20 protein-coding genes are annotated in these 21,092 nt (G+C 54.8%); 16 read left to right on the top strand and 4 right to left on the bottom strand.

What is annotated here, in order from left to right; all coding sequences use genetic code 11:
* The first annotated feature begins 215 nt into the window (after positions 1-215).
* The 15 genes from J2W36_RS23280 (at position 216) to J2W36_RS23210 (ending at position 16,061) form a co-directional block, all read left to right on the top strand.
* A complete protein-coding gene (locus tag J2W36_RS23280; protein ID WP_307692161.1) occupies positions 216-521 on the top strand; it encodes a TrbC/VirB2 family protein in 306 nt (101 codons plus the stop codon).
* Between the two features lie 2 nt (positions 522-523).
* Positions 524-844 (top strand): VirB3 family type IV secretion system protein, encoded by a 321-nt coding sequence (locus J2W36_RS23275; protein ID WP_307692160.1) that lies wholly within the window; start codon positions 524-526, stop codon positions 842-844.
* Complete coding sequence (locus J2W36_RS23270; protein WP_307692159.1) at positions 841-3,240, top strand: VirB4 family type IV secretion/conjugal transfer ATPase; 2,400 nt, start codon at positions 841-843, stop codon at positions 3,238-3,240. Before J2W36_RS23275 ends, J2W36_RS23270 begins: the two co-directional genes overlap by 4 nt.
* Positions 3,237-3,953 carry a type IV secretion system protein gene (locus tag J2W36_RS23265; protein WP_307692158.1) on the top strand — a complete coding sequence of 239 codons (717 nt, stop codon included), beginning with the start codon at positions 3,237-3,239 and terminating at the stop codon, positions 3,951-3,953. Before J2W36_RS23270 ends, J2W36_RS23265 begins: the two co-directional genes overlap by 4 nt.
* Positions 3,953-5,209, top strand: a complete 1,257-nt coding sequence (locus J2W36_RS23260) for a type IV secretion system protein (protein ID WP_307692156.1) — start codon at positions 3,953-3,955, stop codon at positions 5,207-5,209. Before J2W36_RS23265 ends, J2W36_RS23260 begins: the two co-directional genes overlap by 1 nt.
* A gap of 20 nt (positions 5,210-5,229) precedes the next feature.
* Complete coding sequence (locus J2W36_RS23255) at positions 5,230-6,096, top strand: TcpQ domain-containing protein (protein WP_307692155.1); 867 nt, start codon at positions 5,230-5,232, stop codon at positions 6,094-6,096.
* Positions 6,093-6,608: a TcpQ domain-containing protein gene (locus J2W36_RS23250; protein WP_307692154.1), complete on the top strand. Its 516-nt coding sequence runs from the start codon at positions 6,093-6,095 to the stop codon at positions 6,606-6,608. Before J2W36_RS23255 ends, J2W36_RS23250 begins: the two co-directional genes overlap by 4 nt.
* Positions 6,605-8,455, top strand: a complete 1,851-nt coding sequence (locus tag J2W36_RS23245; protein WP_307692153.1) for a hypothetical protein — start codon at positions 6,605-6,607, stop codon at positions 8,453-8,455. Before J2W36_RS23250 ends, J2W36_RS23245 begins: the two co-directional genes overlap by 4 nt.
* Before the next feature lie 9 nt (positions 8,456-8,464).
* On the top strand, positions 8,465-9,793 hold the full coding sequence (locus J2W36_RS23240) for a type IV pilus inner membrane component PilO (RefSeq protein ID WP_307692152.1): 1,329 nt from the start codon (positions 8,465-8,467) through the stop codon (positions 9,791-9,793).
* A complete protein-coding gene (locus tag J2W36_RS23235; RefSeq protein ID WP_307692151.1) occupies positions 9,777-10,241 on the top strand; it encodes a hypothetical protein in 465 nt (154 codons plus the stop codon). Before J2W36_RS23240 ends, J2W36_RS23235 begins: the two co-directional genes overlap by 17 nt.
* Positions 10,241-12,049 carry a GspE/PulE family protein gene (locus tag J2W36_RS23230; RefSeq protein ID WP_307692150.1) on the top strand — a complete coding sequence of 603 codons (1,809 nt, stop codon included), beginning with the start codon at positions 10,241-10,243 and terminating at the stop codon, positions 12,047-12,049. The genes J2W36_RS23235 and J2W36_RS23230 overlap by 1 nt, the downstream gene beginning before the upstream one ends.
* Positions 12,046-13,131 (top strand): type II secretion system F family protein, encoded by a 1,086-nt coding sequence (locus J2W36_RS23225; protein ID WP_307692149.1) that lies wholly within the window; start codon positions 12,046-12,048, stop codon positions 13,129-13,131. Before J2W36_RS23230 ends, J2W36_RS23225 begins: the two co-directional genes overlap by 4 nt.
* 64 nt (positions 13,132-13,195) lie before the next feature.
* Positions 13,196-13,750 carry a type 4 pilus major pilin gene (locus J2W36_RS23220; protein ID WP_307692148.1) on the top strand — a complete coding sequence of 185 codons (555 nt, stop codon included), beginning with the start codon at positions 13,196-13,198 and terminating at the stop codon, positions 13,748-13,750.
* Positions 13,751-13,773: 23 nt separating this feature from the next.
* Positions 13,774-15,441 (top strand): type IV pilus modification PilV family protein, encoded by a 1,668-nt coding sequence (locus tag J2W36_RS23215; RefSeq protein ID WP_307692147.1) that lies wholly within the window; start codon positions 13,774-13,776, stop codon positions 15,439-15,441.
* 23 nt (positions 15,442-15,464) lie between these two features.
* Complete coding sequence (locus J2W36_RS23210; protein WP_307692146.1) at positions 15,465-16,061, top strand: hypothetical protein; 597 nt, start codon at positions 15,465-15,467, stop codon at positions 16,059-16,061.
* A gap of 29 nt (positions 16,062-16,090) precedes the next feature.
* Here J2W36_RS23210 and J2W36_RS23205 read toward each other — a convergent pair whose 3' ends face one another.
* The 3 genes from J2W36_RS23205 to J2W36_RS23195 all read right to left on the bottom strand — a co-directional run bounded on the left by J2W36_RS23205 (position 16,091) and on the right by J2W36_RS23195 (position 18,763).
* Positions 16,091-16,543, bottom strand: coding sequence for a hypothetical protein (locus tag J2W36_RS23205; RefSeq protein WP_307692145.1), 453 nt, complete (start codon positions 16,541-16,543; stop codon positions 16,091-16,093).
* Positions 16,544-18,062: 1,519 nt separating this feature from the next.
* A complete protein-coding gene (locus tag J2W36_RS23200; protein WP_307692144.1) occupies positions 18,063-18,464 on the bottom strand; it encodes a type II toxin-antitoxin system MqsA family antitoxin in 402 nt (133 codons plus the stop codon).
* A 2-nt stretch (positions 18,465-18,466) separates the two neighbouring features.
* Positions 18,467-18,763, bottom strand: a complete 297-nt coding sequence (locus J2W36_RS23195) for a type II toxin-antitoxin system MqsR family toxin (protein ID WP_307692143.1) — start codon at positions 18,761-18,763, stop codon at positions 18,467-18,469.
* Positions 18,764-19,709: 946 nt separating this feature from the next.
* Between J2W36_RS23195 and J2W36_RS23190 the strand changes: the two genes are divergently transcribed.
* Positions 19,710-20,060 carry an H-NS histone family protein gene (locus J2W36_RS23190; RefSeq protein WP_307692142.1) on the top strand — a complete coding sequence of 117 codons (351 nt, stop codon included), beginning with the start codon at positions 19,710-19,712 and terminating at the stop codon, positions 20,058-20,060.
* A 359-nt stretch (positions 20,061-20,419) separates the two neighbouring features.
* Here J2W36_RS23190 and J2W36_RS23185 read toward each other — a convergent pair whose 3' ends face one another.
* Complete coding sequence (locus tag J2W36_RS23185; protein ID WP_307692141.1) at positions 20,420-20,962, bottom strand: lytic transglycosylase domain-containing protein; 543 nt, start codon at positions 20,960-20,962, stop codon at positions 20,420-20,422.
* Positions 20,963-21,092 lie beyond the last annotated feature (130 nt).

Genomic DNA, 21,092 nt, shown 5'->3' with positions numbered 1-21,092 from the left:
AAACACCATCAAGTAGGTTTAAACTTAGGTTGTCTTTTCTGTTGTTTTCAGGGCTGTCGTTTAGGTAGTCATGAGAATTGAAGACAGCCGGGGAGGGCGTGTTGCCCTACCACGCGTTCAAGGCTCTGGGAATGCGAAAAAAGGGGCCGAAGTGATCAGGAACGACTTCGGCGTGTGGTGTGAATTTAACGGTCAGTCAGACCAGGAGTGTGTGTATGAAAGCTCGTCAATCCAACAACCATGGGATCAAGTTGCCAACGTTCAGCCGTGACGCGATTTTCTTGTTGCTCATCGGCGCGATGTGTTCTCCGGCATTCGCGCAGTTCGAAAAGATGAACCAAGGTCTGAGCAAAGTTCAGTACTTCTTGCTAAGCATCGGTGGCGTATGCGTCACGATCGCGATCATGGTCACGGGGTTCCGGATGGCATACCAAGCGGCGCAGTGGAAAGACTGCGCAAGCTGGTTTTGGGGAGGCATGCTGATCGGCAGCGGCAGCGCGATTTCTGCGCTGTTCTTCTGAACATGCGCGACCGCATTTTCAAAGGCGCTACACGCCCCGCAATGATGTGGGGCGTCCCGATCATTCCGTTCATCCTTGTGGCCGGAGCCTACATCCTCGTGGCAGTGTGGACGCTCATCTTCTTTGGACTAGTGGCAAGCCTGTCGGTGGCGGTCATGGCGGTCTTCACCGTCTTCGTTCTTCGCTTCATCACGAGCCAGGATGACCAGCGTCTCAATCAGATGCTGCTGTACATCAAGAGCCGGCCGTTCCGCAGGAACAAAGCTTTCTGGGGTGCGCACAGCATGTCTCCAACCGTCTACAAGCGAAGGGGCGGGCAGTGAGCGCTGCACTTGATTCGACACAACTGAGCGCTCGCGATGACTCGCCCGCGCGCATCATTCCGATGTCGTACGCGCTGACAGAGACAGTCGTGGTGTCACATGCCGGCGACTACATGACGTCGTGGCTCATCGAGGGCTTGCCCTTTGAAGGCCTGAGCGAAAAGCAGGCGCTGGACAAGATGAATGCGCTGAATCAGCTGATCCGCAGCCTTTCAAACGGTCGCTACGCATTCTGGATTCATCGCATTCGCCGCGAGGTCGCCGACGGCCTCGAAGTTCCCCCGGTAGGGTTCGCCCGGGAGACGATGACAAAGTACTACGCGCGAATGGAGCGCGGCGGCTTGATGGCGACGCAGATCTACTTGACGGTGATCTACCGGCCATACCCGCAGAAGTCGCGCGGCGTGGCCGGCAAAGCCGCACGCAATCTCACAGAGTTTGAGCTGGAGAACGATGCTGCACTGGACGCGCTCGACAACGTCGCGCGGCAGGTCGCTAGCACGTTGAGCGAATACCACCCGACGATTCTGGGCGCGTACCAATCGAACGGCATCACCTACAGCGACCAATTGGCCTTGTACGCCTTCCTTGTGAATGGCGTGTGGAAGGAGGTGCCCCTGAAGCGGCTCCCGCTTGCGAGCTACCTTGCGCGCACGCGCATCTTCTTCGGGTCAGAAATGATCGAGACGCGTGACGAACACGGCTCTGTATTTAGCGCGTTCGTCGACATCAAAGACTACGCGGACTTCTCGTCGCCGGGTGTGCTGAACACGATGCTGAGTCTGCCATGTGAGTACGTCGAGACGCAGTCGTTTTCGCCGATGAACACGCGCGACGCAATCGCCGCTCTCAAACGCCAACGCAGGCAGCTGATGAGCGGCGAGGACAACGCGAAATCACAGATCCTTGAAATCGACGAAGCGATCGACGCCGTAAGCAGCGGCAACTTCTCCTTCGGCGAATATCACTACACGATTCAAGTGAAGGGCGAGTCGGTCGAGCGCGTGAAGGCCGCCCGTGCTGCGGCCATCGACGCGCTGCAAGACGTTGGCTTTCTCGGCGTCCCGCTCGACCTGATCCCAGATCACGCCTATGGGGCGCAGCTCCCTGGAAACTGGCGTTCGCGCCCGCGCGTTGCGGCACTCAGTTCGCGCAACTTCACCGGACTGTCGACGCTGCACAACTTCGCCAACGGCAAGCGAGACGGTAACCCATGGGGCGAGGCTGTGACGATCCTTCAATCTCCAGCTGGGCAACCCGTCTACTTCAACTTTCACGACAGCGAGAGGGACGAGAACTCGCTCGGCAAGCCAGCACTGGGCAACACGCAGATCATCGGACAGTCGGGCGGTGGCAAGACCGTGCTCGCACTGTTCCTGCTCATGAACCTGAGCAAGTACGGCACGGAGTCGGTTGTCTTCGACAAGGATCGCGGCGCGGAGATTCTTGTGCGCGCGATCGGCGGCCAGTACCTCGCCCTTGAGCGCGGCAAGCAGACTGGCTTCGCACCTTTCAAGATGGAGCCTACCCCTGAGACACTTCTGTTTTGGGGTGACCTGGTCATGTTCTGCACCGCCATCGGTGAACGCGAGCACACGGCCAAGGAAGAGGCGGACATCCGCCAAGCGGTGATGGCAGTAGGCCAATTGCCGCGTGTGCATCGAAGCTTCGCCGCAGTCTTGCAAAACCTGCAGGACACGGACGAGAACAGCCTCGCAGCGCGCTTGCGGAAATGGTGTCGTACAGCGGAGGGCACGCCCGGGCCGTTGGGCTGGGCATTGGACAGCGACGATGACCTGCTCCAGTTCAAGGACGGCGGCTGCTTCGGCTTCGACTACACAGAGCTGCTTGAAGACGATCGCACATGTCCAGCGGTCATGATGTACCTCATGTACCGCGTCGAGCAGCGCATCGACGGCCGTCGTTTCGCGTTCTTCATGGACGAGTACTGGAAGGCGCTGTCGGTCCGTTATTTCGAGGACTTCGCGGAAAACAAGCAGAAGACCATCCGGAAGCAGAACGGCTTCGGCGTCTTCTTGACGCAGAGCCCATCGGACACGCTGGCCAGCGCGATCGCACGCACGTTGATCGAGCAAACGGCAACGTTCATCTTCCTGCCGAACTCAACGGCAGACCGTGACGACTACGTCAACGGCTTTAAGTTGACGGACGCGGAATTCGAAGTCATCACAAAGCTGACAAAGGGCTCGCGCCTTTTCGCCATCAAACAAGGCGATCGTTTCTCGCTCGCGTCACTGGATCTCAACGGCTTCAGCGACGCCCTCCAAGTCCTCTCCGGCACGACAGCCAACGTCGCACGTCTGGAGACGCTTCGCTCGCGTTTGGGCGATGACCCAGGCGCCTGGCTCCAACCATTTCTCAAGGGGGAATCATGAAGTCGGTCCGTAGAAATTCTGCTCGACTTGCGCTCGCGCTCTCGCTCGTAACGGTCGCGTGGGGCGCGTCTGCGCAAATCCCGACGACGGACGTGCTTGTGCTCACGCAACAGATTCAACAGGTGCAGGCCTGGGCGGCGCAGTACAAGCAAATGATCGATCAGATTCAGACGCAAAAGCAGCAGCTGGAGTCGATGACCGGCAGCAGGGGGATGGCCCACCTCGCACCGAACATGCTGCGCCAAGAGCTCCCGAACGATTTCGTGTCGACGTACGACAAGCTGCGCTCGATGGGCGCCGGAGGCGCATCGAGCGCCGCAAAGGCCATCTACGAGTCAGTCAAGACGTTCGACTGCGTTGAAAAATTTCCTTACGACGTGGCCCAACGCCGGAGCTGCGAAGCGTCAGCCATGGCGGTGCCACAGAACATCGCGCTTTTGAATTCGTCCGTCGATTCGGCTAAACAACGGCAAGCTCAGCTCAAGGGTCTTCAGTCCTCGATTGACTCATCCGATGCGAAGGCGGCGGCAGATTTGAACAATCGCCTGACGCTGGAACTTGCGTATTTGCAGAACGAGAAGATGCTGATGGACATGGCTGTCCAGCAGCAGCAACAGCAGCTCGCGCTCACGCAGCAGCGTGCCAAGGAAGAAGGAACCAAGCGGCTGATGACTGGCGTCGGCGGCGGCTCCAATCCTTTCGGGTTGAACTGATGGCCGACTTCCGCGTCATCGCTCCGCTGGCGTCGAAGATCCTCGACGCGACCAACGCATGGTCAGGCATCGCCGGGAAATTGAGCAGCCTGGTGATGGCTCCCATCCTCACCGCCGTCACCATCCTCATCATGTGGCACGGCTTCAACATCGTGCGCGGTGCCGGCGGCAACAACCACATCCTGGATGTCTTCTCTAAGTTCTTGCGGGCTTTCCTGGTTGTTGGCTTAGCGCTATCAGGTGGCGCATATGCCAGCAACATCTTGGGGTTCTTCCACGACCTTCGCGACGGACTCACGACGATGTTCGTGGCCGGCAGCGCCTCGAGCTACGACGCACTCGATAACGCTGTCAAACAGGCGCTTAGCTCTTGGGACCCGACCTGGGCCTGGGCGAGTGAGCACACGCACCTTTGGAGTGGCGACATATCGGGGTTAGTGGCTGTGGCCTGCTGGTTCTTCATGGCGGGAGCAATGCTGATCCTGGCAATCATTTGCGCGATCAACTTGATCGTCATCGATTTCGCCTTGGCCTTGATCTTCGCCCTCGGTCCGATCTTCATCGCATGTTTCGCATTTCAATCGACTGCGCGCTTCACAGACGCCTGGCTCGGGAGCGTGCTGAAGTACACGTTCACAGCCGTGGTCATTGCAGCCGTAGTAGGCATCGCGACAAACATCCTGCAGACCTACGCAAAGGCGCTCGCATCGAGCGCGGGTGCGTTGGACTTCGTCACCGCCGCCTTCGGCGCTGTGGGTGCGTCATTGATTCTTATTGTGCTCACAGGGCGAATACCGCAGATCGCCGGGGACATCGTCGGGGGCATTGGCATCTCTGCTTTTGGCCCCGCGATTGCGTCGGCCCCACTGGCCGCCATGGCCTCTGCCACCCGCTCCGGCGCGAGCGGCGCCGCCAATGCAGTGGCGTACGGTGCTGGTCGCGCCGCACAAACCGGCGTCGGTCAGGCCATTGGACAAGTCGGTTCATCGATAGCTCAGTCGTCGCTCGGAGCCAAGGTCGCAGGCGCATACAAATCCGCCGCGGCTTCGACACGGGGATTCACAGATGCGGTCCGCGGCCGCGGCACAGACGCAGATGGTCGCGTCACAACCGGGCAAGGGATGGGCAACGCATACGGAATTGGACGAAGCGCCGCGGCGCCGGCCAGCACGGCCGACACGGCTGGCATTGGAACGGTCACAGGCTCTCGGCCTGTTGGGCGTCAGCACACACCTGCTTCCAGCTCAACGCCATAAACGAATCTCAGGGAGTTGAAATGTTGAAAACAGCACCGCTGTACGCGGCAGCTTTGGCCTTGTGCGCCTGCACTTCTGCGCCAACTGTGAAATTTCCGACTGGCAGTACGGCGCGCGTCGCCATCAACACCACCGCCAAGTCCTTGCCACCTGGCTACCCATCTTCATCGCAGGCAACGCCGCTCTCGCTGTCTGCAGTCGAGCAGATAGTCGCAAGCCAGAGCAAGAAACAGATCGTCCCGACAGAGCCGCCGCCCGAGCCTATCCAGCTGAAGGTGTACCTTGTCAATGCTTCAGAGCAAACAGTTCTTTCCGTCCTGCGTCGCTGGTCCCGGCTGTCTCGGATCGACTTCACATGGGACAGCGAGGCCGACTACCCGTTGACGGCGCGCATGCGCGCAATAGACGCGCGCGATCTGGAATCAGCGCTTGAGCAAATGCGCCAAGCGCTCGTCGGTGTGCGTCAGCCACTCCTGCTCACAGTCGGAGCGGGCGGCCTGGTCGTACAGGACGGCGAAATCCTCGCACCAGCCCCGGAACCGAATGTTCCCGTCGTCGCCAATGCTGCGACCCAAGCGCAAGCTGTCGATGCTCTGGCGGCGGCAAAGCCCCCCCGAACTGCAATTACCAGCTGGACTGTGGACGAATCGAAAACGTTGCGCGAGGTAATCAGCACATGGGCGGACCTGGCCAACGTCAAGCTGAACTGGGAAAGCACAAGCGATTACCAGGTCGCCGACACGATGCACAGGCAAACGTTCGATGGCTCACTGCGCGAAGCACTCGCCCAGCTCGCAGGCCAATTCAGCGACATCAAAACCCCGCTCGGCATCAAATTTCTAGAGAACGGGGGCATACGTGTCTACGACATGGCGCCATCGCCATGAGCGAACCAATCAAATACAGGGAGTCAAAAGTGACAGCTCAATCAACGAAAGCGTGCGCGGCAGCGGCATTCGTATTTATATGCGGGATTGCAGTCGCACAAGAGATCAGGATAGACGATCAGCCCGACCTGGTCATCGGAAAGTCACTGCCGAAAACAGAACATCTTCGCCGAGCAGCCACCGCAACCGTCGCAGCGGACGAAACGCCTATAGCTTTGCCAGCCACCATCGGAAGCGAATGGGCAGTTGAAATTCGCGACGTGACTCTGGCAAACACGTTTCAACGTTGGGCTACAGCTGCCGGATGGCGTGTGCGTTGGGATGCCGCAAAAAACGTAATGGTCGAGGCACCAGACGTTTTCAAGGGACGTTTTGAAGACGCAGTGACATCGCAACTCGCGTCCCCAGGAATAGCTTACAGCAACTACCCACTGGAAGTCTGCTTTTACCCAAACACGCCGCCACTTGCCCGTATCACTCGCAAGGGCGATCAAACGAAAGAATGCCAATGAACAAAGAATGGACGACCTTGGCGCTGCTCCTTTGCAGTCTTTCCTTGCTATCCGCATGCGCTCCAGCGAAACGGATCAGCGAGAAGAACAACGAAGTACTCGAACAGGCCTCAGCGACAAGCAAAGGCATTCGTCAAACACCAATGGGGATAGAGCCGACCACACCAGGGGCACCGTATCAAATCGATCTTCAGGCGGCCAATGCCGCAAAACAAGCAGTAGCACGCCACGCGTCCAGGCCTTGGATTGGAGCAAAGATGACAGCAGTCCAAAGCGACGAAATGCTGCCGCCAATTTTCACAGAATCGTTCAAGCTGAATTTCGACGACCGACAAACGAATGGACGAGTCCCAATCGCAGTCATTGCAGAAAGACTTACGCGTCTGACAAACGTCCCAGTTCGGATTAAACAGGACGTATACGGATCGAATAGCACGAATGGCCAATCGTCACAGATCGCCAGTACTCCAGCATTCACAGGGGCGCCGATTCCTGGCGTCATCGTTCCACCGCAGGTACTTCAAACCGGCGGGCCAACCACCGCATTCAACACCAAGGCCGCACTTAGTGACTTAAAACTGCCCATTCCAGATGGTGGCACCGACGATAGCTCTTCTCAGAAGCCCCAATTCCGACAAGCGATTACCGATGTTAGCTCCCTAGAAATGCGCTGGGACGGCTCGCTTTCATCGTTCCTTGACCATGTAACAGGCCGGCTAAATCTGAGCTGGTCATACCGTGACGGCGTGGTGGTCATCGAACGCTTCATCAGCGAAAGTTTCGAACTGTCAGCATTCGTCGGGACACAAGACTACAAGATGAGCTTGAACGGAAGCAACTCGGGGCAGGGCGGCGGGTCCGGTAATACTGGCTCTGCATCCTCGGCGCTAGATGTTACGGAAAGCGGCAAGATTTCAGCATTAGAGTCATTGAGAAAATCCATTGAAACAATGGTAAGCGCCTCGGGTGGAAGCGTCGTACTGAGCGAAGGTTCAGGCCGATTTACCGTAACTGCGACCAAGGATGTGATGGGCCGCGTGCGCGAGGTATTGAGGCACGAAGAGGCTGCAATGACGCGGCAGGCACATATTCAAATTGACGTTTACAGCGTTACCACAAACGACAGCGATGAACGCGGCATTGACTGGAATGTCGTCTATCAAAGCCTTTCTAAGTCGTGGGGCGCCGTCATCAGTTCGCCCGCAGCACTGACGGGTAGCTTAGGCGGGTCTGTCGGATATTCAATCCTCAAAGCAGACGACGCGAACGCATCCAGCCGGGGAACGCAAGCACGGTTTGGCAGCTCATCGGCCATGCTGAATTTGCTGAACGAAATATCCAACACGGCCCAATACCGTCCAATCTCCATGATTGCAATGAATCGCCAATGGGCGAGAAAGACCCATTTGAAGACGGATGGATATTTGTCAGAGACCACACCGGCAACCGCCTCTTCTGTGGGATCTGGAGCGCCAGGACTAAAGACAAGCTCAATTGTAACCGGCGACAAGTTTCTGGTTCAGCCCGCAATTCTAGACAATGGAGTGATCCTTCTGAAGTTTGGTGTATCGCTGACGGAATTGTTAAGCCTATTCGACGTCACAACCGGCTCAGGCGCAACACTGCAAAAGGTCCAAACGCCCGTCACCTCGGGCACTGACGATCAAACGACAGTCCGACTGATGCCTGGTGAAGCAATGGTGGTGACCGGCCTATCTCGGCGGCTTGCATCAGGCGACACCCGCAAGTTGACGGAAAACCTGCCATTGTTTGCAGGAGGTAGTCAACGTGCGGGATACAAAAGGGAGGATTTCCTAATCGTTGTTCGCGCAGTGCAAATGAACTGAGTTGAAATAATGAAGTTCAGAATCATCAGCGCCAAAGACGGGACAAATTTCGTTGGAAATTTAAACTGGCAAATCCTGCAGCTGGAAGGTGCGGCATCGAAACAAATGCGAGTACTCGCAAGCGAGCGAAGCGCCACGCATTGCGTTCTGGTGCAGGGGAGCGAAGGCCATAGATACACAGCAGAAGGTAACGTTAAAACCGCGAAACTTCGAAGCATTGGGTTTCTGGCAAATCCCGAATCGCAAAAAGTCGGGAAGAAAACACACTCTTTGGCGGCGGCATTCGCACTATGGGCGTCCGACCATAGTGCGGCACTATTGCACCTCAAAACGGGGGAGGATTCATATTCGGTGATTGGTGTCGTGAACGGTATCCCCGTTCTAGACAAGCTCGAAAAATCACCATCCGAAGCAATTGAAACAGCAAAGCGATTTCTCAACGGAAACAAGGACGTTTCTGTATTTAGCGACGATGCGGTCAGCTTCAAAGATCGCATTGAAGTCGACGATTTATTCGAGTCAATAGCAAGCAACGCCAACAAGAGAACGCTGCTTAAAAAGCCGCCTGCAAATTATCTTGCATGGGCATTGACTACTGGAGTCGCAACAGCAGCAGCATTTGGCTATTACTCGTATAGCGACCACATCAAAGCTCAGAAGCTCAAAGAGGAAATTCTACGCAAATCAGCGGCGGACCCAAAGCGCCTTTATTTTGATTTGCTCAATTCGGCCAGAGCAACGGCCGGGGTCAGTCGTCAGTCGGTGGTCAGCGCTTATTCGGAAGCGCTGAAACTTAATGTCAGAGTGGGCGGCTGGATCATCAAACGAATTGAGTGCGATATTTCTCAAGGCTGCAGAGCAAGCTATCAAAGAGAAACCGGCACATTCGACAGCCTGAAAACATCAAACCTTGAACTAACCCTGATTCAGACACCTGATTTTCGTCTTAACGACGCGGCGATGAGATGGGCGCAGAAATTGGACTTCGAGCCACTGAATCAAGATAACCAGATGATGTTTGGTGAGTTTGCGCAAGGGTTTTCAGCGTCACAAATGCAGGACTGGATTGATGCGAAACTATCAATTCAAGTGTCACCCCCCGTGCTTTGGCCACAAATCCCAGGCGTCGCGACAAATGCTCGCATCCCGCAATCAATCGGCCAAGGAAAGTTTGAAGTCGACTCAATTCAACTTCCGCAAGCACTGGAAGTAATTACAAAAGCCCCCAAGAACATTATTTGGATCGGCTTCCAGATGGATATCGGCGAGCTAAAGCAAGACGCAATGGCACAAGCGAAGATTAAATTAACTGGAAACTACTATGTTCAAAACCAGTAACACAATTAGAGTGCTTCTTTTGGTGGTCTGCGCCGTTTCTGGCTCTTCGCTCATGGCACAAACAATCGGACAGATTGCAGCCCTGCAACGAGCAAAGCAATTAGCCGAACTGGAAAAAGGCGAGAAAGAGGCTGTCGAAGCTACGAAATCGGCCGACGCGCTGATGGCTCCCATAGTCTCGCTTCCGCCGACAAAGCCTAAACCAACGGCAGCACCCGGCATATTTTTGCACGCCATTTACTCCAAGGAAGGAATGTGGATAGCTGAGGTCAGCCAAGGTCAAATGCTGTCGATAGTTTTTCCTGGCATGTTGATTAACGGCTACCGCGCCTCGGCGATCAATCAACAGGGCGTGGAGGTATCCAAGTTGTGCGCCACACGCAACGGTTCGCCGCAGGCAGATCGTGAATGCGGCAAGCGGGTAATTCATTTGGGTGAGGCATTCTGATGTTCAAGCAGCTCCTTGCACCCTCGTCGGTAAGCCTCAATAGGGCTGAGGACATGCACAGCTCATCGCCCAGGGCGCCCATGCGGGCACCGAAACGGGCACCGATTGCCCGCGATCCAGAATCGACCCATGAAGAGCTGGACATTCCAGTCGTGCGAACGCATTTCATGACATATGGCGATGTGACCGCCTTTGAGTGCATTTTCCATAAGGACGCAAAGAATAATTCGGTAATTCCAAAGGAACTTCTATCGTCGGCAGTTATTTTGCAGATTTCTGCGAAAGAACTGATGCTGATTCATTCGAGTATTGACAGGGCATTGCACCAATCAATCTATGGAAATTTAGTCAGCCAGGGATATCACGTACAAATAGCTACTGCAGAGCCTGCAGTTATTGCGGCGATCTATGACGTTGCCAGTGATTCCACTATCAATGATTCCAATCGCTCCAGCAACAAGTACAGAGAGTCGGCCGTCGAATGGATTACGTATGCGGTTGAGAATCGCGCCACTGACATACATATCGAGACACGCGGAAACAATGGGGTCGTCAGAATCCGTGTAGACGGCCAGATGGAATACCTACGTATTGCCGGAGGCGGCATATATCCAGCCAGTCATATTGTTGGTGCAATGAGCACACTCTTCAACAACGATATTCAGACAAAAACAGCGTCCGATTCACACTTTGATCCCGAAAAATTCCTGTACGGCATCATTCCATTCAACGAGATTCCAAACAAGCGAATCAATCTAAGATATCAGTCATTCAAAGGTCATAAAGGGCCAAAGGTCGTTCTCCGCATTTTATTCGATGAAGCAGACGCGCCGACCTTGTCATTTGAACAATTAGGATACGCATCTAGCCAAATTGATATTTGGCATCGCGCGATGCAGAACGCATATGGTGCAATCCTGATTGCTGGCGTTACCAATTCAGGAAAGTCTACAACACAACAGTCATTTATTGAGCTGCATCCGAAATTGGAGCAAATGGCGATCTACACGGCAGAAGAACCCATTGAGAGAGAAATTCGCGGCGCGCATCAAATACACGTGCAGCGCGATCACACGACATTGGATGAGGGCCAGTCAAAGTACCGCGAAATCAATAGCGCCATTGTTCGCGGCGACTTGGATATGGCAATGATCCAAGAAATTAGAGATTACACCACCTCTACGACGTTTCAGCAGATCGTGCAAACCGGCCACATCGGTCTTTCAACCGTGCACGCAAACAGCATCGCCGGCATTATTCCGCGTTTGACGAATCCTGAAATTGGAATGAATCGGCATACATTGACCGATCCCAATATGCTGACGCTGCTTGTTTATCAAGCTTTAGTCCCCGTCACTTGCCCACGCTGCTCAATCTCTACTGTTGAAGCCATCAAGACTATTCCTGACGCTGCAAGACTTTGCGCCAATTTCGAGGCGATAGGGGCAAGCACAGAGAGAATGAAATGGCGTTTCTACGGCCACGACAATAAATGCGAGGCGTGCAACAGGCGCGGAACAGTCGGGCAAACAGTTGTGGCAGAAATGTTCATGCCGACCGTCGATTGGCTGATGGCCATTCGTGAAGGCGATGATCACAAAGCACTTGATATTTTCGCCAGCAACTCTGACCTAGATGTAAATAGCCCTGCAATGGACGGCAAAACTGTTTTCGAGCACGCCATTTACAAATCAATCATCGGCACTATTGATCCATTTCAATGCTCGCAATTTGAGATTTGGGAACGATATCTGAACAAGAAATCAACGATTTCCAAACTGATTGAACAACCGGCAAATTCGCAATGAACGAACTTTGGTTTCTCTGGTGGCGCATCGTGTGGTCGTTTGAACGGTCCGATTTCTATCGTGATTTGGCTGATGCGATGAAACGGCGAGTTTCGATTCGAGACTTTTTGGAGCGGTCAGTTTCCAACGCAACGTTGTTAAAGAAAAAGGAAACTGCTGCTATCGCTTCCAAATTGCTTGTGAAGTTGTCTGACGGCGAAGGAATGACCATTTCTGGACTTTTCAACGGGGTTGCTCCGAAATCTGATCAAGTGCTATTTCGCGCGGTCGATGGAGCTGGATCAAAAACCGCTGCAGCGCTAGAAATGTGCGCTGATTCTGTTGAGTTCCGTCACAAGTCATTGATGGGCATTGCCGAAAAGTTCGCCGTACCTCTGTTTGCCGTGCCAATCGTCGGCGCTCTCAGCGTGATTACTTCTCAGATCATTGCAGGGATTGCAAAGGATACACCTGCGTCGATCTGGATTGGTTTCAATGGTTTTGTTAGAGACCTTGCTGAATTCATTAATGATTCCGGGATACTTTTAGCACTTGGATTCACCTTGCTCACTGCGTTAACTATTTATCTTCTCCCAAATATGCAGGGAAGAGCACGTATTGCATTAGACAAGAGATTGCCCTTTAGCCTATACCGCGATTACAACGCAGCGATGGTCGTCAGCTCGCTTGCAATCCTTATCCATTCTGGTCGAACGATGAAAGAGGCGCTCGAAGACCTGAGAGGTGCCGCAAGCCCATGGTTACGGTGGCAAATCAACAAAATCATATTGTCAATCGAGGTCGATCCAAGCAATTACATGGCTGCATTCTCACTTGGTTTGATGCCCCTCACTGTGCGAACGCGACTCGCAAGCTTGCTTGACTCGAATAGCTCTTTCGTTGACGCTCTTCAATTACTGGGTGGAAAAGAATCCGCATCCCTTCAAAAGCGAATAGTTCTGTCTGCTACAGCGCTGCGCACCATTTTTCTTGGTTTTCTGCTTTCCATAGCTCTAGTTCTCTCTCTTGGGGTCATGACGATTGGCAGTGCACTGTCAAACGCGACTGACCCGTCCAAATTGTTAGCGAAAGGGAGCAATTAGCAAACTGTAGCGCGACTTTTCTTTTTTACGCTTTAAATAATCAGATCTTAAATTCAAACACATTATGAAAAACCAATACATCAGCAATCGCAAGAAAAACTCGGGAAACGCAATTCTGGGCGTCCTCCTGTCTTTGGTTATCACTGCAATTTTGATTGCAGTCGCCTACAACATGTACACCGACAGCCAGCGCAAAGCGCGGGTTGAGGCGGCGACGGGCGAAATCAGCACCATCATTGCGGGAACGCAGAAGCTTTACGGCAATGCAAATCAATATGCCTCTGTAACAACTGATATTGCAGTTCGCTCAGGAATCATTCCGGCGCGTCTGCGGGTCGCAGGTACAAATACCGCACAAAACCGGTACAACGGCAATATTACTTTCCAGCCGCAAACGATCACCTCCACCAGTGATTCCATGCTTGTTTCGTATACCAATGTTCTTCGTGAGGACTGCCAGGATATCGTTTTGTCTGCCGTCCCGTATTCTCGCCGGATCGCAGTTGACTCGACGACTGTCAAGGCGAATGACGCGAACATTGATATATCTGCATTGGCGGGTGCTTGCGATGCGGCCGACCATGTTGCACTCAACATTGTTTTTGGTCGTGGTCAGTAATTGACCTTAGTTCGATCTTGACCATGAAAACAAAGCAATTTCGTTTGCCTCGCCATTCTCAATCGGGCTTCTCGCTGTTAGCTGTGATGCTCGCTCTCGTCGTTGCGGCGTTGATTGGTCAAGCTCAGATCGAAGCCCAGGCATTGCAGAGGAAAGTCACCGAAGGCCGTTTACAAGGTGATGCGCTGCGCATTATCAAGGACGCGGCCAATAACTACGTGATGGAGGCCTACGCGGCGCTGCAGCAAGGACAGCCAGTGACAGTGCGCGGTGTGACGCTTGCCGCAGGCTCAAATCAGGGCCAAGCAATGGCCCCTACGGTCGCAAATCTCATTGACATGGGGTATTTGACCGCAGGGACCAGCACCGTCTCTCGCATCAACTCGGGAAGTTACCGGGTTATTGCCCAGCGTACCCCGCTGGGCTGCGTTGCCTCGGCGTGTGATATCTCCGGCTTGGTCTACATAGACCGGCCAGTTTTGCAGCCTGGGACGAACGAAATTGCAGGCGTTCAGATCGGCTCTTTTATTGAATCGGTGGGTGGGGATGTAGTTGTTTCGCTACCTGCATCACCCGCGAATGTGATTGGCCTGGATGGGGCAACCCGCCCGAATCCCGTCGGGGGCAATCCGGCTGGTGTCGTCGGCGCCCGTGTCGGATTTGGGTCAAGCGGATTCGGCCGATTCCTTGTCATGAATGACCCGCGAAACCCTAATTTCCAAGGTGATGTAAGCGTTAGAAATAATCTCAATATCGGCGGCGACACATCCATTGCTGGCAATGTCGACGTAAACAATTGCGTGAAGCTGCTTAAAGATGGAAACGCCTTCTTCAATTGCTATCAGCCTGACGACAAGCCTTCTGGCTGGACGGGTGGGGTTCGTGCGTTGGACGGCATGTTCAGCGGGACCATCTTAGCCGCGCGCGATCCAAAGGCGTGGAGCTGGAATTCCACAAATCCATGGATCGCGATGAATGCGGCGGGCTCTGAGGCGTTCTTTGCGACCAATGGTCGAGTGGACGCAAATCGCTTTTTGCCAACTGGTCTCTATGCGCCTGGCACTTCGTGCCCAAGTAGCGGCTCAATTGCTAGATCATCTGATACAGCTTCGGGTGGCGTGCTGGTTGTTTGCAGTCTTGATGCGAAGTGGGTGCAGCTCAGCACGATTTCATATACAGGTGGGAGCTGCCCACTGGCCGGACAAGGCGCATTGGACACGTCAGGACGACAACTGTATTGCTTCAATGGTGTATGGAGCAATATGACCGATTTCATTATTACCGCCAACCCTGGAGGCTCGTGTACAACAAACGGCGCGCTTGGCTATGCCTCTCTGACTCCGGGAAATACCACGTCCGCTTTCGTTTGCAAAGCAAATCCAAGCGGCGGCGGGATGCGCTGGTTTGGTATCCAAGATATCACAACCAACCTTGTTTTCGTAACTGCATATGAGGTAGCACACAACACAGTAGTTTACAAACCTACCTGTTCCGTTGGGCCAAATCAAACGGCAACGCCCATTGCCCAATTAATTCCCAAAGTTGAATCCAGCTCCGATGGAGGTTTTGCGCGCTTCGTTGTTGACAACGGCAATAGCTGGACCGTCCAGTTAACTAACGGATCAGGTGCGGCCTTATCTGCTTCACCCTCAGCAAGCGCAATCATGCAGGTTTATTGCTACTACCCTTGATTTATTTTTTACTTACTCACACTATGAATCCACTTACTCCCTTCGTCCGTTCTACCGCCGTTGCCATTGCTGTATCTGCGTTTGTAGCAACGGCTGCATACGCTCAACTTATTCCGGCGAGTTCCGCAGATTCTGGCCGGCGTGCTGTGATTGCAATTGATCAAGCCAGCATTAACAACAATATTCAAAATGCGACAAACATTGGCAATAATGCGAATGCATACGCTGATTACGCATCCCATCAAGCAAACAATGCCCAAAATAGTGCGAACACGGCGCAAAATGGCGTTAACAACCTGAATAATACCGTCTATGGCAGTGGCGGGATGAAAGGCACTTGGGCTACTACGCCAGGTGTTGACGTCGAAACAAATCAAGGCGGCGTGAAAGGCAAAACTTCTGCCATTTCCAGTAACGCCTCCAATCCAGGTGAGACCGGGGCTCTTGGCGGTTGCCTATGGGGCATGGGTGATAATAATTTGAAAATTGGCTCAAGCTCGGCCACCGTCAAATGCCCATCTGGCAGTGGCTGGGCATCTACCGCCACATGGCAACCGGGACAGGACAAATCGCCGAGCGGCACAGGCGGCGGCGGCGGGAGTGGCGGCGGAAGTAGTTGAATTAAATAAACCGCCCTAGGGCGGTTTATTTACATGGGCGTCAGCATCCAATCATGTTCAGGCCATGGATTAACCCAAACGTTTGATTTAAACCCTCGTCTTTCCACATAGCCACCCGTCCCATCTTTTTTGATTATCATTCTCGTATCGTAGCAAGTGCTATACGTCTTCTCAGGATAAAGAATCAATTCTTTCGGGTCTTCCTCAATCTTCACATTCAACAGACCAGTAAGACACGAATCGATCACTTGCCCGGTAAGCCTCAATGTACCGCTATCGCTTCCGGCCCTTTGAACAACCTTAAGCGTATTGATATTGCTTGAGCCACCGCCCGCGTCCAGCGCCCCTGCGGTCGTAGTTTGGCTGAACTTCCAATAACGTGTCGTTTCTCCTGGCGTTGCACACCCGGTCAATACGAATGTAGCCAGTGCGCCCGCAATGATAAATCCCGTGTTTTTGTAGAGTTTCGTGAAATTTTTCATGATAATTTCCTTGACTTGCCGCGTTGAATGCCAGTCTCAAACAATTGAAACCTACTTCAAATTCTAGGCTAATCAGCCTTCTATTTGTGAATTAGTTGTGAATTCGCTCCAAGTGCGTTTCGCAGCACCTGAAAAAGAATTCTCCTTTTGGCGTCATAAACACATACCAGTCGGCCGACTGTCTCGGTTTTCGTATTAAGGTGTGGTTCATCATGCTTTGTGACTCCTTGAAGACGATTTCCGGTTTTTGCGATATCGCATATGAAGGCGGGTTCGGGTCGAGAGTCTGAGCGCGCCCGGATGCCGCAGCGGAGCGCAGCCGCAGGCGCGCACCGAACGGGAGAGGACGCGGCTGTAAGCCTTGCTCAAGCGATCGACCCGGTTCCGCCTATGCGTTGCGCCAGGCACAAAACCCGGATCGGCATTGGAGGTGCAGCGATTCATGGAAACACCTCGACGACCGGGCCGTAGCGCCTGGTTGTTTTGACAATGATTGCAAAGATGGATGCGTGAACCGTTTGCACGGTGAGCGCCATGCATAGAGCACTTTCGCGAAGCGAACACTTGATCCGCTTCGAATTGCCATCCCGCCCAGGTCTTGGGCGGGGTGCTGAACGCACGATGGTGCTCACGCGCGCAGCCTCTGAACCGGGATGACCGGGCGCCCGTAGATCGCGCGCAGTTCGGCGCGTAGCGGCTCACGTTCTTCCCTGGTTGCCAGCCGCAGGCTACGGCCCAACGTCCTTGGCGCCTCGGTGTGCTGGCCGCCGTGCTGATAGGCGCGAACATGGCCAGCGTTGCGCGAGAGCGTTATGAATACCCCCTTGCAGGCGCAGCCGGTCCCCTGATAGCGCGTAGCAAATTCACCGGAAATGGCGCGACCGAAGGGCGCAGCGCCAAAGGCGCGAAGGCGTCAGCCGACTGAAGGAGGGAACGATGGATGCCCAAAGGGGCGAGCCGCTTTGCGGCTCGATGCGCAGCACGACAGCGCGGCCGGCGAGAGCCGGCGACGCCCTGAACCCAAGGCTTTTGGAACGGGCTCGGCCTGGTCTATGAAACCGCGAGCTGCAGAGCTACCGCGCCACGATGACGGCAGGCGTGCGAGGTGGCCACGCATTTGAAAAAAAGGCCGCTGCGAGCCACGAAACGGGGCCTAGAGCCACTGGAAGGGGGAAGGTGTTGGGGAAGGGCACTTGAAACCGCTGCGGCTGGCTTGCATCGCCATTGCGAGCAATGGTGATGGGCGGCGCCGACGCCGCTCAAGCGCTCGTGCGCGCGCACCCGGACGAGGGTGCGTTTCGGATCACGCCAGATCCTGACGGCATCGCCGGCACTGAGCCGCAGGCGGCGGGTCTGGCCTGACTACGGCCACTTCGCGCAGCGAACTCGTGACAGCTTGCGCCGGCCGAAAGGCCGGCGCGTTTCGGCCCCCGCAAAAGACAGCGCGACGGCCAGCGGGGATTTAGAGGACAGTTCGTGCTCCTGCAGCCAGCGCCGCAACGATGGAGTTTCGAGAAGGTCAGGCGGTTCTGACCTCGTTGAGCAGATCGGGGTGACGATCCAGCAGCTTGAACAACTTGACCAGGGCTAGCGGCGGCTTGGTCTTGCCGTTCTCGTATCGCGAGAAAGCATTGATGCCACCGCCGAAGATTTCGGCGGCTTCGCGCTGGTCAAGATCGAGCTTCTTGCGCACGTCCGTGATGAAGCCAGGATCAACGATGGCCGCGTTCACCTGCTTGGAGAAGGCGCGCATCTCGCGCATGACGCGGTTCGATTCCGCCGCGTCCAAAACCGACTCGGCGCAGGCCGGGCAGAAATCGCCCGTCACCGCTGCAATGACGGTGGTTTCACCTTTGTAGGTATAGGGCAGGTCGCGGGTGTCATGGATCAGTTCAGCCGCGCCGCAAACAGGGCATTTCATAGTCATAGTTCCTTGAAAGACACGATCAGCACGTCATCAATGACCGTCAGCTTCAGGTACACGTCGCCCGCCTGCGTGTTTGGGCGGTACACGTCCTGCCATACCGTGTGATCGGCATGGGTGGTCATGCTCTTGTAGAAATCCGCTGGCGTCAGTGCCATCACCACGTCCAGCATGTCGGAGAAGGCAAAACCCAACTCATTTGCGCCAGTACGCGCCGCGTGCGTGGTGCGCACCTTGCCAGCCTGTACCAAGGCTTTGACGACTGACAGCTTGCAGTGCGGGGCTCGTTTCTCCATAGCTGAATTTTAACCTAGTTGGTTGATTTTGGCAAGTTGGTTAGTGCGAATTTTTCGGCGATTCCGGTTTACGCTCGGTCTGCCGTCAGGAAGACCACGGCCGCGCCTGTGCCGGCAAACTCATTCGCGTAGACCGCTGACCATGTGAGAGACCAACCGGGCAGCACGTCGCGCCCCCGCATTGATCCTGGCAGGATAGCGACGATCCGGCCCGCTGGCTTGACGATCCCTGCAGCGGCCTCCAGATGGAGCAGGGCGCGACCGTTCCGAGAACGGCGGATTCATCAGGATTTTGTCGAACATGCGCAGCGCGCCGCCGTCGACATTCATCCATTCGTCAGGTCGGCGCCGTGCGGCCGAAACCACTGAGGTTGTCGCGTTCCATTTCGGCTCTCTACCTCACTGCTTTCGGCTTGGAGCCGATCCGCAGCTTCCGGGCACAACGCCCCGTCAGCGTCGATGAAGTTCAGAGATTCGGATTCGAACATGTTGGGTCCTTCGATGAGAGTTTGAAGCGGAGCGGATGAATTCAAAAAGGGGACTTCCTCTTGGCGTTGAAACGAAGGCCAGTGCATTCAGCGCTGGCTGGTGCGCAGGCTATGGGTGGCCTGGAAGGGCGACGGCAACGCGGGCGAGTCCGTCAGGACCAAGCGCGGATGCGCGCGCCTGGAATGGACATCCCGGTTCCGCCGTAGCGAAAAGCCCCATATCTTTCTCCCTGACTTCGGGGATTTGAAAACTTGGCTTCTAAGGTAATTGATTCAGGTAGAAGTCAGAATTATCTTGCAAATAACCTCCGCCACATTTGTTACACAATTCAATCAGAGAATGCAACCGTTTGTGACTGCCGAGGGGATTAGTTTTCCCAAAAGATAATCCTCCAACTCTTGCATTAATCGCTAATCTCGTTTTAGAATCAGCCATCTTTTCAATGGATCTATTTCACATGTCCGATCTTTCTGATATCAACGCTCAGCTTCAGAAGCATGAAGAAGCTCTGGCAGCACTGCGCAAGCAAGCCGAAGACATACGCAACCAGGAGAAACAAGGCGTGATCGCGGAAGTGATGGCCAAAATTGCGGAGTACGGGTTAGCCGCGTCGGATCTGGGTCTGGCCACTGGAAGCGGTGTCAAGCGTGGCCCCAAGGCGGCGACTTCGAAGTCGAAAGAGAAGGCGCCTGTGCGCTATCGCAGCCCGTCGGGCGAGACGTGGTCTGGAGGCCGCGGTCGCAAGCCAGGTTGGGTCACCAAGGCACTTGCCGATGGCAAGTCCCTAGATCAATTTGCCGTTCAGTAAACTGTGACGGCGCACTCGTCAGAAAGCCCGCTCACGCGGGCTTTTCTGTTTCTGAGCGCTGAGCGGCATAAGAGGAAAATCAATATCCGAACGCACTAAGCACAACACGCATGAACCTATTCGGCACGGGAGAACGCGCCCGGCAGGACAGGAATCTGATGGCTGAACGCTCTGTTGATAGATATAAACGACGTCCCGCCCAAGCGTGGATCAACAAAAGGCGAGCCTAGCGCAAAGCGCATCGGGGAAATCGGAAAGATTCCGGGGGTCACATTCGCAGTCTGAAGGTCCGGGCAGGGGCGGCACCTCCAGTCACGAGGAGTTCACGGCTTCTCACGATATGTTTCGGCACATGCATATCAAGGAACTGCTTGCCAACGCTGCAGCACCGCGTAGATCTCTGAGGCGTAACGATCGCGGAACGTTGGTGTCTTTGAGTGGTAGTTGCCCACGGCAAGCCAGGTGTTGCCGTACGTGCGCATTTGCTTAGACAGATGCCACGCGGCTACGTAGGCATTGACGCAGCCATTCAGAAGATGGCCCGGTGCAATACCGTGGCGAGCCAACTCGGGGAAGTGGATCGAGTTCATCTGTCCAAGGCCGACATCAATTGAGCCGTTCGCGTTGCGTCCAATCGCGGCCGGATTTCCACGCGACTCGTGATAGATGATGGCACGCAGCAGCATGGCGCTGACGCCATGGAACGCAGCAGCTTCCTCCGCACAGGGGACATCAATCGGCGTAGCTGAAGAAGTTCGCACTGGCTTGTAAGGAGTCCCCGATGCATGTGCCGCGAAACAGGCGCATAACAGAATGACCGGGATCAGTGCGCGGCGACCTGAGCGCCAACCGGATATTCCTGTCGTGGTTCGAAGGTCTCGTTCTTCAGCTTGTCGGGTCATTGGTCGTCCTTGTGCAGTTTCGCATGCGAAACCGTAAAGGCAATTCTACAGACAACCTATAATCCAACCTAATCAGAAACCTATAGCTTGGCGCATTGTGCGATCGGGTGGGTTGTCTTCTGTTAGGCAG

Source organism: Variovorax ginsengisoli (assembly GCF_030811835.1).
Classification (GTDB): domain Bacteria; phylum Pseudomonadota; class Gammaproteobacteria; order Burkholderiales; family Burkholderiaceae_C; genus Variovorax; species Variovorax ginsengisoli_C.
The sequence above is the reverse complement of the archived record's forward strand: the minus strand, read 5'-3'. Positions and strand labels throughout refer to the sequence as shown.

Coding starts and splice junctions, on each gene's coding strand:
- J2W36_RS23280 (WP_307692161.1), top strand. CDS start 216: ATGAAAGCTCGTCAATCCAACAACCATGGGATCAAGTTGCCAACGTTC.
- J2W36_RS23275 (WP_307692160.1), top strand. CDS start 524: ATGCGCGACCGCATTTTCAAAGGCGCTACACGCCCCGCAATGATGTGG.
- J2W36_RS23265 (WP_307692158.1), top strand. CDS start 3,237: ATGAAGTCGGTCCGTAGAAATTCTGCTCGACTTGCGCTCGCGCTCTCG.
- J2W36_RS23260 (WP_307692156.1), top strand. CDS start 3,953: ATGGCCGACTTCCGCGTCATCGCTCCGCTGGCGTCGAAGATCCTCGAC.
- J2W36_RS23255 (WP_307692155.1), top strand. CDS start 5,230: ATGTTGAAAACAGCACCGCTGTACGCGGCAGCTTTGGCCTTGTGCGCC.
- J2W36_RS23250 (WP_307692154.1), top strand. CDS start 6,093: ATGAGCGAACCAATCAAATACAGGGAGTCAAAAGTGACAGCTCAATCA.
- J2W36_RS23245 (WP_307692153.1), top strand. CDS start 6,605: ATGAACAAAGAATGGACGACCTTGGCGCTGCTCCTTTGCAGTCTTTCC.
- J2W36_RS23240 (WP_307692152.1), top strand. CDS start 8,465: ATGAAGTTCAGAATCATCAGCGCCAAAGACGGGACAAATTTCGTTGGA.
- J2W36_RS23235 (WP_307692151.1), top strand. CDS start 9,777: ATGTTCAAAACCAGTAACACAATTAGAGTGCTTCTTTTGGTGGTCTGC.
- J2W36_RS23230 (WP_307692150.1), top strand. CDS start 10,241: ATGTTCAAGCAGCTCCTTGCACCCTCGTCGGTAAGCCTCAATAGGGCT.
- J2W36_RS23225 (WP_307692149.1), top strand. CDS start 12,046: ATGAACGAACTTTGGTTTCTCTGGTGGCGCATCGTGTGGTCGTTTGAA.
- J2W36_RS23220 (WP_307692148.1), top strand. CDS start 13,196: ATGAAAAACCAATACATCAGCAATCGCAAGAAAAACTCGGGAAACGCA.
- J2W36_RS23215 (WP_307692147.1), top strand. CDS start 13,774: ATGAAAACAAAGCAATTTCGTTTGCCTCGCCATTCTCAATCGGGCTTC.
- J2W36_RS23210 (WP_307692146.1), top strand. CDS start 15,465: ATGAATCCACTTACTCCCTTCGTCCGTTCTACCGCCGTTGCCATTGCT.
- J2W36_RS23205 (WP_307692145.1), bottom strand. CDS start 16,543: ATGAAAAATTTCACGAAACTCTACAAAAACACGGGATTTATCATTGCG.
- J2W36_RS23200 (WP_307692144.1), bottom strand. CDS start 18,464: ATGAAATGCCCTGTTTGCGGCGCGGCTGAACTGATCCATGACACCCGC.
- J2W36_RS23195 (WP_307692143.1), bottom strand. CDS start 18,763: ATGGAGAAACGAGCCCCGCACTGCAAGCTGTCAGTCGTCAAAGCCTTG.
- J2W36_RS23190 (WP_307692142.1), top strand. CDS start 19,710: ATGTCCGATCTTTCTGATATCAACGCTCAGCTTCAGAAGCATGAAGAA.
- J2W36_RS23185 (WP_307692141.1), bottom strand. CDS start 20,962: ATGACCCGACAAGCTGAAGAACGAGACCTTCGAACCACGACAGGAATA.